Source organism: Aquamicrobium terrae (assembly GCF_052978165.1).
The window spans coordinates 2,660,201-2,673,220 of record NZ_JBRKLZ010000001.1 but is presented as its reverse complement, the minus strand read 5'-3'; the positions used below and the strand labels follow the sequence as shown (position 1 = coordinate 2,673,220).

11 protein-coding genes and 2 riboswitches are annotated in these 13,020 nt (G+C 67.4%); of the genes, 6 read left to right on the top strand and 5 right to left on the bottom strand.

The features are described from left to right. Positions 1-26 precede the first annotated feature (26 nt). The 5 genes from metE to ACVCNR_RS13090 all read right to left on the bottom strand — a co-directional run bounded on the left by metE (position 27) and on the right by ACVCNR_RS13090 (position 6,950). Positions 27-2,354, bottom strand: coding sequence for a 5-methyltetrahydropteroyltriglutamate--homocysteine S-methyltransferase (gene metE / locus ACVCNR_RS13110; protein WP_447075104.1), 2,328 nt, complete (start codon positions 2,352-2,354; stop codon positions 27-29). Between the two features lie 93 nt (positions 2,355-2,447). Further along, a riboswitch (cobalamin riboswitch) is annotated at positions 2,448-2,660 on the bottom strand. Between the two features lie 76 nt (positions 2,661-2,736). After that, the gene (locus ACVCNR_RS13105; protein WP_447075103.1) at positions 2,737-4,005 is read right to left on the bottom strand and encodes an ABC transporter permease; all 1,269 of its coding nucleotides are present in this window, start codon (positions 4,003-4,005) and stop codon (positions 2,737-2,739) included. A gap of 8 nt (positions 4,006-4,013) precedes the next feature. Further along, on the bottom strand, positions 4,014-4,679 hold the full coding sequence (locus ACVCNR_RS13100) for an ABC transporter ATP-binding protein (protein WP_354195127.1): 666 nt from the start codon (positions 4,677-4,679) through the stop codon (positions 4,014-4,016). 2 nt (positions 4,680-4,681) lie between these two features. Next, positions 4,682-5,140: a hypothetical protein gene (locus tag ACVCNR_RS13095; protein ID WP_354195125.1), complete on the bottom strand. Its 459-nt coding sequence runs from the start codon at positions 5,138-5,140 to the stop codon at positions 4,682-4,684. Between the two features lie 61 nt (positions 5,141-5,201). Beyond that, positions 5,202-6,950, bottom strand: a complete 1,749-nt coding sequence (locus tag ACVCNR_RS13090) for an alkaline phosphatase (protein WP_447075102.1) — start codon at positions 6,948-6,950, stop codon at positions 5,202-5,204. Between the two features lie 149 nt (positions 6,951-7,099). Further along, positions 7,100-7,202: riboswitch (TPP riboswitch) on the top strand. 120 nt (positions 7,203-7,322) lie between these two features. Here ACVCNR_RS13090 and ACVCNR_RS13085 point away from each other — a divergent pair. From ACVCNR_RS13085 to ACVCNR_RS13060, 6 genes are read left to right on the top strand one after another with little or no spacing between them, the layout of a single operon-like run. After that, positions 7,323-8,102: an ABC transporter permease gene (locus ACVCNR_RS13085; RefSeq protein ID WP_447075101.1), complete on the top strand. Its 780-nt coding sequence runs from the start codon at positions 7,323-7,325 to the stop codon at positions 8,100-8,102. Next, positions 8,099-9,037: an ABC transporter substrate-binding protein gene (locus ACVCNR_RS13080; protein WP_447075100.1), complete on the top strand. Its 939-nt coding sequence runs from the start codon at positions 8,099-8,101 to the stop codon at positions 9,035-9,037. Before ACVCNR_RS13085 ends, ACVCNR_RS13080 begins: the two co-directional genes overlap by 4 nt. After that, positions 9,034-9,768, top strand: coding sequence for a hydroxyethylthiazole kinase (locus tag ACVCNR_RS13075; RefSeq protein ID WP_447075099.1), 735 nt, complete (start codon positions 9,034-9,036; stop codon positions 9,766-9,768). Before ACVCNR_RS13080 ends, ACVCNR_RS13075 begins: the two co-directional genes overlap by 4 nt. Continuing rightward, positions 9,755-10,411: a thiamine phosphate synthase gene (gene thiE / locus ACVCNR_RS13070; protein WP_447075098.1), complete on the top strand. Its 657-nt coding sequence runs from the start codon at positions 9,755-9,757 to the stop codon at positions 10,409-10,411. Before ACVCNR_RS13075 ends, thiE begins: the two co-directional genes overlap by 14 nt. Beyond that, positions 10,408-11,205 (top strand): bifunctional hydroxymethylpyrimidine kinase/phosphomethylpyrimidine kinase, encoded by a 798-nt coding sequence (gene thiD, locus ACVCNR_RS13065; RefSeq protein WP_354195115.1) that lies wholly within the window; start codon positions 10,408-10,410, stop codon positions 11,203-11,205. Before thiE ends, thiD begins: the two co-directional genes overlap by 4 nt. Before the next feature lies 1 nt (position 11,206). After that, positions 11,207-13,009: a TRAP transporter large permease subunit gene (locus tag ACVCNR_RS13060; RefSeq protein ID WP_447075097.1), complete on the top strand. Its 1,803-nt coding sequence runs from the start codon at positions 11,207-11,209 to the stop codon at positions 13,007-13,009. The last annotated feature ends 11 nt before the right edge of the window (positions 13,010-13,020 follow it).

Genomic DNA, 13,020 nt, shown 5'->3' with positions numbered 1-13,020 from the left:
CGGTAATCCGGCGGCAGGCATTTTCGTCAGCCGGCCAGCGACCGCAACTCGCGCGCGGCCGCCACCATGTTGACCAGAGCCGGCCTGACCTCTTCCCATTTGCGGGTCTTGAGGCCGCAATCGGGATTGATCCAGATCTGGCTGTCGGCCAGCCGCTTGCGCGCCAGCTTGATGAGGTCGGTCATCTCGCCGGCGTGTGGCACGCGCGGCGAATGGATGTCGTAGACGCCCGGCCCGATCTCGTTCGGATATTTGTAGTTCCGGAACGCATCGAGCAGTTCCATGCGCGAGCGCGAGGTCTCGATGGAGATGACGTCGGCATCCATCGCGGCGATGGCGTCGATGATGTCGTTGAACTCCGAGTAGCACATATGGGTGTGGATCTGGGTCGAATCCTCCACGCCCGACGACGCCAGCCGGAAGCTGCCGACCGCCCAGTCGAGATAGGCCTTCCACTCCGCCTTGCGCAGCGGCAGGCCCTCGCGCAGGGCCGCCTCGTCGATCTGGATCATGACCGCGCCCGCCCTTTCCAGATCGACCACCTCGTCGCGGATGGCGAGCGCGATCTGGCGGCAGGTTTGCGCGCGCGGGATGTCGTCGCGCACGAAGGACCAGTTGAGGATCGTCACCGGCCCGGTGAGCATGCCCTTGACCGGCCTGTCGGTCAGCGACTGCGCATATTGCCACCAGCGCACGGTCATCGGATTGGGCCGCGAGACGTCGCCGTAGATGATCGGCGGGCGCACATAGCGCGAGCCGTAACTCTGCACCCAGCCGGCTTGCGTGAAGGCGAAGCCCGAAAGCTGCTCGCCGAAATACTGCACCATGTCGTTGCGCTCGAACTCGCCATGCACCAGCACGTCGAGGCCGATATCCTCCTGCCAGCGAATGGCGGCCTCGGTCTGCCCGCGCAGGAAGGCTTCATAATCGGCATAGCTGAGCTCTCCCCGGGCATGGGCGGAGCGCGCCTTGCGCACCTCGGCCGTCTGCGGGAAGGAGCCGATGGTGGTGGTGGGGAAGCTCGGCAGGTCGAGCTTCTCGCCCTGCTTGCGGCGGCGTTCGGCGAAGGGGCTCTTGCGGCGCGCCATCGCGTCATCGACGGCGGCCAGCCTGCCCTCGACCAGCGGATCGTGGACGCGCAGCGATTTGCGACGCGACGCGACAGCATCGGCGCAAGCCTGCAATTCATCAGCGACCTCACCCCTGCCCTGCGACAGCGCACGGCCGAGCACCGTCAGTTCGCCGATCTTCTGGGTGGCGAAGGCCAGCCATGATTTCAGCTCCGCATCGAGCGCGGTTTCGAGGTCCAGATCGACCGGCACATGCAGAAGCGAGCAGGAGGGCGCGATCTCGATGCGGTCGAGCGGCCAGCCGCCGACCAGCGGCTTCAGCCAGTCGAGGACGGCGGTGAGGTCGGCCCGCCAGACATTGCGGCCGTCGATCAGGCCGAGCGACAGCACCATGTGCCTGGGCGCCAGCCGGGCAATCTGCTCGAGCTGATGGGGCGCACGCACCAGATCGACATGCAGGCCGGAGACCGGCAGCGACAGGGCGAGATCCAGATTGTCGCCGAGCGCGCCGAAATAGGTGGCGAGCATGATGCCGAGCGCCGGCACCTCTTCCGCGAAATGACGATAGGCCGCTTCCAGCGCTGCCTGCTCGCGGGCGTCGAGGTCGAGCACAAGGCAAGGCTCGTCGATCTGCACCCAGTCCGCACCGGCTTCCAGCAGACGGTTCAGCAGCTCTGCATAGACCGGCAGGAGCCCCGGCAGCAGCGACAGCGGATCGAATTCCTCGCCGCCGGATTTCGCCAGCTTGAGGAAGGTGACGGGCCCGAGGATGACCGGGCGGGTGTGGATGCCGAGTTCCCTGGCTTCCAGGAAATGATCGACCGGCTTGGTGGTGGTCAGCACGAACTGCTGATCGGGCGCGAGTTCCGGCACCATGTAGTGGTAATTGGTGTCGAACCACTTGGTCATTTCCAAAGCCGACGTGCTGTGGACATGGCCCGGATGGCCGCAGCCCGCTTCTTCCTGGCTGCCGCGCGCCATGGCGAAATAGGTAGCGAGCGGCACCTCGCCGCCGGCCCAGCCATAGCGCTGCGGGATCGCGCCGACCATGACGGCCGTGTCCAGCACATGATCGTAGAGGGAGAAATCGTTGGAGGGGATGCGCGTCACGCCCTTGTCGCGCTGAAGGCGCCAGTTCTCGGCGCGCAGGCGCTTCGCCGTTTCATGCAGGGATTCGGCCGTATCCTTGCCGGACCAGTAGTTTTCAAGCGCGAATTTCAGTTCGCGGCGGCGGCCGATGCGCGGCACGCCAAGCGTTGCGACGGGAACTGTCGAGATAGCCATTCCATAAACCCCGATGGTTGGGGCGTGGTGATCGGAATAGCCGTCATCGCCTGCACAGGCAGGCGCATCGCGGCCGTCGGGACACCCCGCCCGTGGACGTTGTTCGTCATGGCAGGTCTCCTGGCTCGCGGGTCACCGCCTGCGTCCGTCTTCCCGGGACTTTCACCCCAGTGACATGGATGGACGCAAGGCTCTCCGCCTACAGTTGCGGGGGCAGCGCCGGATTTGCCTTTTCAAAAGGCACCGGCTTCCCTCTTAGCTTCGAGACACGAGATGCCCCGAAGAACCACGACGCACGCAATCTCCACCTTTCACATCTCAATGTCAATATGACATAAAGAAATCTTTATATCGTTATTTTAGTTTGCGCGATGCAAGTATGCTAGGCACGCAGGGCCTGCGCCGGGCTCTGGCGATAGGCGATCAGTGCCGGCAGAAAGGTCGCCACCGCGCAGGCGGCGAGCAGGCCGGCGAGCGTCCACAGGTCGCCAGCCTGGAACTCGACCGGCATGGCGACGCCGCTGCTGCTGGCGAGATGGCCTGATATGGCGCGGACGATGGCGTAACCGATGGCGAACCCGCAGATCACGCCGGCGGCGACGAGGACAAAAACCTCCATCCACACCATGCCCATGACCACGGGCCGCGACGCGCCGAAGGCCCGCAGCGCGCCGATCTGGCGGCGGCGTTGCAGCACATGCACGGCCACCACCATCAGGATCGCCGCACCGACCAGCGCCTGCGCGCCGGTCGCCACGAAGCCGAGCACGCGGCGGGCATCGCCCAGCGTGCCGTAGAGCCGCGTCAGCACCTCGCCGGGGAAGACGGCCAGCGTCGTTTCCGTGCGGTATTGCTGGCGCAGGTTGTAGGCGTCGGCAATGCTCTTCGGCTTCACGAGGATCGCGGGCACGCCGGGATTGTCGGCGTGCAGCAGTTCAGACTCGTCGACCGCCTGGCCGGCGAAACCTGAGCCGTGATCGTGGTCGTCGGCATGGGGGACGCTGGCAACAGCGGCCAATCCCGCGCTTTCAACGGGTCCATGGCTATGGTCGTGATCGGCATGGGTTTCCCAGACAGACTGGATCGGCACGAGGATCGCCCGGTCCCACGGCGTTCCCGTCGGCGCCATGCGGCCGACAACCCTGTATTCCACATGCGAATGCACCTCGCCGGCCTCGCCCACCGTGCCGTGGAAGGGATGGAAGCTGTCGCCGATCGAACGCGCCACCTGCGCGCCGACAACGGCGTCGCCCATATGGCTGAAACCCTCGCCTTCGGCCAATCCGCCAAGCATGCGAACCGCGTCGGCGGTCGTGCCGACGATCGGGTAACCGGCGACGAAATCGCCGAAGCCGACGGGAACCGCATTGTCCACGCGCGCATCGGCCCGCAGCGCTCCCATCGTCTCGGGCGGCAGGAGTGGCAGCGGCGCCGGCTGGAGGAAAATAGACGACAGGATGAGCTGCGTTTCCGAACCGGCCGCGCCCACCACGAGGTCGAATGCAGCGGCAGCACGCGCGCTGCCCAGCCGCAAAGCCCGCTCCTGCAAGGTGACGGACACGCCGAGCGCGGTCGCCAATGCGATCAGCAGGACAAGGATCAGCGCGCCGATCCAGTTGCGGCGCAAATCGGCAAGAATGAAATGGAACATCTATGCCCTCATTCCGCCAGCCGCCCGTTCTCCAGCCGCAGGGTACAACCCATGCGCTCGACCAGACGGGCGTCGTGGCTGGCGACGATCAGCGTGGAGCCCGCTTCCCCGGCCAGTTCCACCAGCAGGTCGGCCACGGCCGCGCCGGCCTCCGCGTCGAGGCTGGCGGTGGGCTCGTCGGCCACGATCAGGCCGGGCCTGCCGACCAGCGCGCGGGCGACGGCGACGCGCTGCATCTGGCCGCGCGACATGGTGCCGACGCGCTGGTCCGGACGCTCTATGCCGACCCGTGCCAGCAGTTCGCGCGCCCATGCCCGCGTTCCGGAGGGAAGGCGCAGGTGCGACAGGCGTTGCGGCAACAGCACGTTCGCCTCGGCTGAAAGGCCGGCGAACAGGTGAAAATCCTGCATGACGAGGCCAACATTGCGGGCCCGCCAGCGGTCGCGGCCGCCTTCGGGCAGCGCGGCGATGTTGCGGTCGTTCCAGGCGACACGTCCGGCGCCGGCGCGGTCCATGCCCGTCACGATGTTGATGAAGGTGGTCTTGCCCGAACCGGACGGACCGACGAGCGCCGCCTTCTCCCCGGCCGGAAGACTGAGCGACGGCAGGTCCAGAGCCGGCACCGGCAGCCCCGGATAGCGCACCTGCAAACCCTCGACGGAAAGCGCCAGCACGCTCAGACCTTTCGGAAATCGGCGCCGACAATGCGCAACAGGCTGACGAAGCCTGTCTCGGGATCGGTCCAGGAACCGACCTCCAGCTTGCCGGAAACCTCGATGATGCCGTTGGCCTGCTCGAAGGTCTGGCTTTGGTCGAGATAGACGACGATGATGTCGTCGGGCCAGTCCGCATCCGAGGAGCAGAAGGGGCAGAGCGCCATCGGCATTTCGGTGAGCACGAAGAAATTGGCCTCGGCCTTCAGCGGCGGGGCCATGAAGCCGCGCATGGCGACGGGCTTGCCTTCCAGCGCCTTCACCTTGTCCGAGAAACTGAGCCCCAGCACGCTGACCTTGCCGTAGAGCTCGTCGAAGGAGATCGTGTCCGTGGCGGCACCGGCCGGCCATGCGGCCAGCGAAAGCGCGGCCCCGCCCATCGCGGCAAGCGCGCGCCGGCGGTCCAGTCTGGTGGCGGTCATGTCGGCCTCCGTCGCAAACGGGCAGCCCCGGAATTCCGGACCTGCCCGGCCGTGCGATGCGTTACTGCGTCTGCCTGGCGCCCAGCGCCAGCGCCTCGGCCAGGACGCGATAGACGTCGCTCTGCTCCATATAGCCCTTGAAGTTCTCCGAGCCGGGGCCGGTCGCCTGAAGCACCACGTCGTCCACCGAATGCACGCCGGTGTCTCCGTCGCGAGGGATGTTGCCCTGCACCAGCACGGCGCCGGGAACGTCCTTGTAAGCTTCGTTGGCGACGTACTTCTTGTTCTCGTCCTGGATGGCCGGCACGAACGGACCGTCGAGCTTCGGACGGAAAGTCTCGTAATGGTCGGGGCCGTTGTTGGCGGCCAGGAACAGGCGGCGCGAGACATCGACGCTGTCGGGATAGCCGTCGCCGTCCTTGTCCTCGTAGTTTGGGAAGCCGGCATCGGCATAGGTGCCGACCTTCTCACGCATCTCGTCGCCGGGCTTCCCGTCATCGACCGTGCCGATGATCGAAACGCCGTGGGTGTGGTCGCCGGTCACGACGATCAGCGTATCGGGGTTCTGCTCGGCGAATTCGCGGGCGGCGCCGATCGCCTTGTCGAACTCGATGGTGTCGACCACGGCACGGTCCCAGTCGAGCGGATGGGACATCTTGTCGACATTGGCGGCCTCGACGACCAGCACGAAGCCTTCCGCGTTCTTCGAGAGCTGGCCGAGGGCGGCTTTGGTCATGTCGACCAGACCGGGCTGCTCGGGGAATTTCTCGACGCTGCCCTTCTTCAGGAACTCGCGGTCGAGCGTGGTGTCCATGTTGCCGGTGTGGAAGAGGCCGAGCACCTTGCCGGTGTTGGAGCCGGCGGCAGCCTCAAGCGCGCCCCTGGTGGTGGCCAGCGTATAGCCGGCTTCCTTGAAGCCCTCGATATGATCGATGTCGTCCTTGCGCTTCGAGCCGGCGACCGACTGCGGCAGGAAGTAGGCCGAACCACCACCGAGAATGACCTCGGGCTTCAGATCGAAGATCTGGGTGTTGATGGCGGCCTTCTCGGCGCGGCGGCGGGTGTGGGCGAAGAGCGCGGCAGGCGTCGCGTCCTGTAGCTCGGATGTGGTGACGATGCCCACCGACTTGGACGTCTGGCGGCGCAGCGCCTCGACCAGCGTCTCGACCTTCGGATCGTCGAACGGATCGGCGGTGCGGTCGGCATAGACGCCCAGCGCGTTCACGGCGCTCTTGTGGCCGGTCATGTAGGCCGACATGGTGTTGGCGCTGTCGGTGGCGACGGCCTCGGTGGACGAGGTGCCGATGAAGGCCATGCGGTCGAGGTCGTCCATGTTGAGACGGCCGTTGGCCTTGCCCTCGGTCATGCCCCTGGACATGATGCGCGCGGCGGTGCGATGCGCCACCGAAAGACCGTCGGCGATCAGGAAGATGACGTTCTTCGCCCTGGGCTCGGCGGAGGTGCCGTAAACCTCCCAGGTCACGGTCTTTTCCTCGTCGCCGGCCTTGGCGACAACCGTGTAGGTGCCGGGCTCGGCAATCGTCACGCCTTCAAGGCGCACGGCGGAAGCCTCGACACCGTCTTCCTTCTCGATGAAAGTGGCTTCCTTGCCGAACACTTCGGCAGCCGGCTTGCCGTTGATGGTGACGCTGACATCGGAGCCGGCGACGACGCCGTCGAACTCCACCTTCAGGTCGAAGGGCGACGCGCTGAGGATCGTCGCCCGGTCGAGCGGGTAGACCGTGGCCGCGCCGGCAACGGCCGGCACCAGTACGGTCGTTGCGGTCAGGATGGCGAGCAGGCTGCGCATTGTCGTGTTCTCCGTGAACGTCGAAAGAGACCCGCTTGCTAGGGCCGGCACATTACAGCGCGATGACGGCTTTGAGACAGGCCGATGACAAAGCCGCTCCGGTTCCATTGACCTCGCTTGACAGCACAGCCGGCTTGCAACATAGATGGCGCCATTCCGAGGGGGGCGCCGCACGGCGCTGAGATGGCGAAGAGCCGGACCCTTGAACCTGATCCGGGTTATGCCGGCGTAGGAACGGAACGAGGGCCTTCGGGCAATCCTGCCAATTCTTCGCACACCTGGATCTCCATGATGACAAGTCGGGAGATCGCCATGCATTCGAAATACGAGCCTCGCCCACCGACACGGCTTCCCTTCTAGGGGCCGGCGTCCATGTCGGCTGTCTCGGCAGCGCTGCGCACCGCCCTTGTGCTGGTGGCTTCATGGCAGGCGATCGTCATCGCCTTCGCCCCGCCGCGCTACATATTGCCCACGCCGCTCGAGGTCGCGACCGCTTTCCGGCGGCAGCCGCTTTATCTTCTCGACAACGCGCTGGTGACCCTGGCCGAGATCGCCGCCGGTTTCGCGGCCGGCATGACGGCCGGCATCGCCACCGCGCTTGCCATCGCCACCTTCCCGCGACTCGGGCGCGCCGTCTGGCCGATGGTGCTGGTGCTGCAAGCCTTCCCGGTCTTCGTCATCGCGCCGCTGCTGGTGCTGTGGTTCGGCTTCGGGATGACCTCCAAGGTGGTGATGACCACGCTCATCATCTTCTTTCCAGTGGCGTCCGCCTTTGCCGACGGGCTGCGCCGCACGCCGCACGAAATCGTCGATGCCGCCGCTCTCACCCCGGCCAGTCACCGGCAGACGCTGTTCCTGCTGCGCGTACCGCTTGCCTTGCCCGCCCTGATTTCGGGCCTGCGGGTCGCAGCACCCCTTGCCCCACTGGGCGCGGTCATCGGCGAATGGGTGGGCGCCTCGGCCGGGCTCGGCTTCGTCATGGTGCAGGCCAACGCCCGCATGCAGACCGACACCATGTTCGCGGCCATGGCCGTCATCGCCGTGCTGGCGCTGGCGCTGCGGCGGGCCGTCGACCTCCTTGCCCCCCTTCTCACGCCCTGGGCGCGCGAAGGCGATTTTTCCTCCACTCCCAAGCAAAGGAAGCCAACATGATTCGACCCTGCGCGCTCGCGCTCCTGCTGTCCGTCGCCACGGCCGGGGCGGCCCATGCCGCCGACAAGCTCACCGTGATGCTGGAATGGTTCGTCAATCCCGACCACGCACCGCTGGTGGTGGCGAAGGAACTCGGCCTGTTCGAGGAGGCCGGGCTGGATGTGGAACTGGTGCCGCCGGCCGACCCCTCGATCGTGCCGCGCGCCGTTGCTTCCGGCAAGGCGGAGATCGGCATCCACTACCAGCCGAACCTCTATCTCGACCATGACGCGGGCGTGTCGCTGGTGCGCTTCGGAACGCTGGTCGAGACCCCGCTCAACACGCTGACGGTTCTGGCCGACGGGCCGATCAAGGAGCTGAAGGACCTCGAAGGCAAGAAGATCGGCTTCTCGGTCTCCGGCTTCGAGGACGCCATCATTTCCCGCATGCTGGGGAGCGCCGGCGCCGACAAGGACAAGATCGAGCTGGTCAACGTCAATTTCGCCCTGTCACCGTCGCTGATCAGCGGCCAGGTGGACGCCACCATCGGCGGCTACCGCAATTTCGAGCTGACCCAGATGAAGCTCGAAGGCCATGAAGGCCGCGCCTTCTTCCCCGAGGAACACGGCATTCCGGTCTATGACGAGCTGGTGTTCGTGACCCGGCCGGACCTGGTCGAGGACGACCGCCTCAAGCGCTTCCTCGCAGCCGTCGAAAAGGGCGCGATCCACCTCACCAACCATCCAGAGGAGGGCTGGAAGCTGTTCGTGAAGGCCCATCCGGACCTCGACAACGAGCTGAACCGGCAGGCCTGGATCGACACGCTGCCGCGCTTCGCCAAGCGCCCCTCGGCGCTCGACCGCGCACGCTACGCCCGCTTCGGCGCATTCCTCGAGGAAAGCGGGCTGATCAGGAAAGCCCCCGCCATCGAGGACATCGCGGTGGAACTGCAATGAGCGGCGCTATCCCCGAACGTGCGGCCGAGCTGCTGGGCGAGGTGCGTCGGCGGCGGCCGCGCATCCATTGCCTGATGAACGGCGTGGTTCCCAAATTCGTGGCCGACGGGCTTTCCGCCCTTGGCGCGATCCCCTCCATGACCTCTTCGCCGGAGGAGGTCGGCCATTTCGTCGCCAAGGCGGATGCCCTGCTGGTCAATCTCGGCACGCTGGACGCGCAGCGCCGCGAGGCCATCGGCATCGCGGTGGATGTCGCCGATGAGAAGGGCCGGCCGTGGGCGCTCGATCCCGCCCATTGCGACTACTCGCCGCCCCGCGCGGCCTTCGCGCAGGAGTTGCTGGCACGCGGCCCGGCGGTGCTGCGCGCCAACGCGGCCGAATACGACCTGCTTGCCGTGCCCGCCGACGTGGTGGCGGTGCGGACCGGCAAGGCGGACCGCATCGCGTGGAATGGTGCGGTGCTGCGCGTCGAAAACGGCCATCCGCTGACGGCGCTGGTGACAGGCACCGGATGCCTGTCCGGCGCCGTCATCGCCGCCTTCCTCGCCGTCGAAGCCGATCCGTTCCTGGCGGCGAGCGCCGCCATGCTCGTCTTCGGCATCGCGGCGGAAATGGCCGGCAAGACGGCAACCGGGCCGGGCAGCTTCGAGCCGGCCCTGCTCGACGCGCTGGCCAGTCTTGAGGGCACGTACGTTCTTCAGTTCGCAAAGGCAGACAATGAACAGGGTTGACTACAGGCTGAATGCCATCATCGACGGTGCGCTGCGTCCGCTCGGCAATCTGGCCGAAATGGCCGGCATTGCGGCACGCAATGGCGCGACTATCATCCAGTATCGCGACAAGGAAGCCTCCACGCGGCAGATGATCGCCGAGGCCGAGGCCATCCGCGCCGCCCTTGCCGGCACCGGCGTGCCGCTGGTGGTGAACGACCGCGTGGACGTCGCGCTGGCCGCCGGGGCGGACGGCGTCCACATCGGCCGCGACGACATGGATGCCGCAACCGCGCGCCGCCTGCTCGGCCCCGCTGCGATCATCGGCCTGACGGTGAAGAACGAGGCGGACGCCGACGCGGCCATCGCCGCCCCCATCGACTACGCCTGCATCGGCGGCGTCTTCGAGACGCTGTCCAAGAAGAACCCCGATCCGCCGGTCGGGCTCGAAGGTTTTCGCGTGTTGCGCGCGCGCATCCGCGCAGCGAAACCCGAACTGCCGGTCGGCGCCATTGCCGGCATCGACACCGCGCGTGCCGGCGAGGTGGTGCAGGCGGGCGCATCGGGCGTGGCGGTGATCTCCGCCATCTTCCGCGCCGCCGACATCGCAGGCGCCGCCCGCGAAATGCGTGCAGCCGTGGATAACGCCGGAGATCGGCCATGACGGCAATCGCACTCACCATCGCCGGCTCGGACAGCGGCGGCGGGGCCGGCATCCAGGCCGACCTGAAGACCTTCTCGGCGCTCGGCGTGTTCGGCACCAGCGTCATCACCGCCATCACCGCCCAGAACACGCAAGGGGTGCGTGGTGTGGAAGACATCAGTCCCGGCATGGTCGCGGCCCAGATCGATGCCCTCTTTGACGATATGGAGATCGGCGCCGCCAAGATCGGCATGGTCTCGCGCATCGACACCATCGCCGTGATCGCCGCCGGCCTGCGCCGCCATAAGGTGCGGCCGGTGCTCGACCCGGTGATGGTCGCCACCTCGGGCGACCGCCTGTTGCAGCCCGACGCCATCGATGCGCTGCGCGGGGAATTGCTGCCGCTTGCCGCGATCGTGACGCCCAACCTGCCCGAGGCAGCGCTGCTCAGCGGCATGCCGGTCGCTGAGGACGAGGCGCAGATGATCGCGCAGGCCGAGATGCTGCTCAAAGCCGGTGCGGGGGCCGTTCTGGTCAAGGGCGGCCACGGCAAGGGGCCGGAAAGCACGGACCTGCTGCTCGACGGCAATTCGCTGACCCGGCTTTCGCGCCCGCGCATCGACACGCCGAACACGCATGGCACCGGCTGCACGCTGTCGGCGGCCATCGCCGCCGGCCTTGCGCGCGGCCTGCCGCTTGCCGAAGCCGTGGCGCAGGCAAGGGACTATCTGCACGGAGCCTTGCTGGCCGGCGCCGCGCTCGCCATCGGCAAGGGCAGCGGGCCGGTGCATCACTTCCACCGCTGGTGGAGATAGGATGGAGCGGGCAGGCCATTGGGCAACCTTCCTGCAGCGTGCGCTGGGGCGCGCCTGCGGGCTGGTGCTTGCCCTCATGCTGGCGGCGGTGACGGCAACCACCCTGCAACGCTATTTGCTGGGCTCGGGCTTCCTCGGCATCGAGGAGGCCATGGTGTGGCTGCTCCTGCTCCTCGCCTGCCTCGGTTTCCCGATGGTCGCGGACGGCGCGCTGGCGATGCGCATCGAGCTGTTTGCACGCGAGCGGCAAGGCTTGTGGTCATTGTTGCGGGAGGTGACGGCGGAGGCGTTCACGCTTGCTGCCTGCGTCGTGCTGGTGCTGGCAGGCATCAAGGCCGCGCTTCAGGTGGGCGGGCATTCCGCCCTGCTCGGCCTAGGCGAATGGATGCGCCCGGCCGCCCTTGGCGCTGCGGGTGTGGCCGGGCTGGCAATGCGGGTTCTGGTTCTCCTCGCCCGCCGGCGCACAGGGCTGCTGCCGGCCGGGGCGGGGCTTGCGCTCATTCTGCTGGCGCCGGTCGCCGCCGGGCTGTCGGCCACGATCATGCCTCCCAGCCTCGCCGCGCTTGCCGTGATCGCCATCGGCATCGTGGTGGGCGCGCCGCTGGTGCACGCCTTCGTGCTGGCCGGTTATATCGCGCTTGCCTTCGGCAGCCCGCTGGTCGAGCCGGCACTGGCCCTGTCGCTGCTCAGCGGTATCGGCCGCTATCTTTTGCTCGCCATCCCCTTCTTCCTGCTCGCCGGCGGGCTGCTGACCATCTCGGGCGCGGCCGGCGATCTGGTGCGCTTTGCCGCCGCCATGGTCGGCAGGCGCCGCGCCGGGCTCGGGCAGACGGTGCTTCTCACCAGCGTCCTGTTTTCGGGTGTATCGGGCTCGTCCATCGCCAATGCGGCGTTCAGTTCCAAGACCTTCATGAAGCCGCTCACCGCAGCCGGCTACACGCCGGAACGCGCCGGCGCGATCATCGCCTCCACCGCCGTCCTAGACAACATCATCCCGCCCTCCATCGCCTTCTTCATCCTCGCCGCCGCCACCAATCTGCCGGTCGGCCCCTTGCTGACGGGCGGGCTGTTCGCCGGCCTCGTGCTCGCGGCAGCTCTGGCCATCGCCATCCACTGCAAGGCAGACATGGAAGGCCAACCGGCAACGGAGGCGGGCACATCGCGCTGGCGGCTGGCGCTGCGGGCCGTGCCCGTCTTCGGGCTCGGGCTGATCGTGGTGGCCGGCATCCGCCTCGGCATCGTCAGCCCCACCGAAGCCGCTGCCCTGGCCGCTGCCTACACGTTCCTGCTGGCGCTGTGGGGCGGCGACAGCCGCGGCGGCATCTTCGCCGCCCTGCAACAGGCCGGGGTCGAGACCGCCGCCATTACCATGCTGATCGGCGCGGCCACGCCCCTCGCCTTCCTGCTGGCGATCGACGGCATCGGCGCATGGGCGACCAGTCTTGCGCTCTCGCTCGGTGAAAACCCGTTCATGGTCATGCTCGCCGCCAATCTCATCCTGCTCGGCGTCGGCCTCGTGCTCGACATCGGTGCCGCCATATTGCTGTTTTCACCGATCCTGCTGCCGGTCGCCGCCGCCGTCGGCATCGATCCGGTGGCCTTCGGCGTGGTGGTGGTCGTCAACCTGATGATCGGCGGGCTGACGCCGCCGGTCGGCATCCTGGTGCAGGTCACCAGCGCCGCCGGGGGCGTGCCGGCGGCGCGCCTGTTCGCCGCCACCCGGCCCTACCTCGCCGCGCTGCTTCTGGCGCTGCTGTGCATCGGCATGGGCATCGCCGCCCAGGCCGCTCTCCTCCACTCCTGAAAGGACCAGCC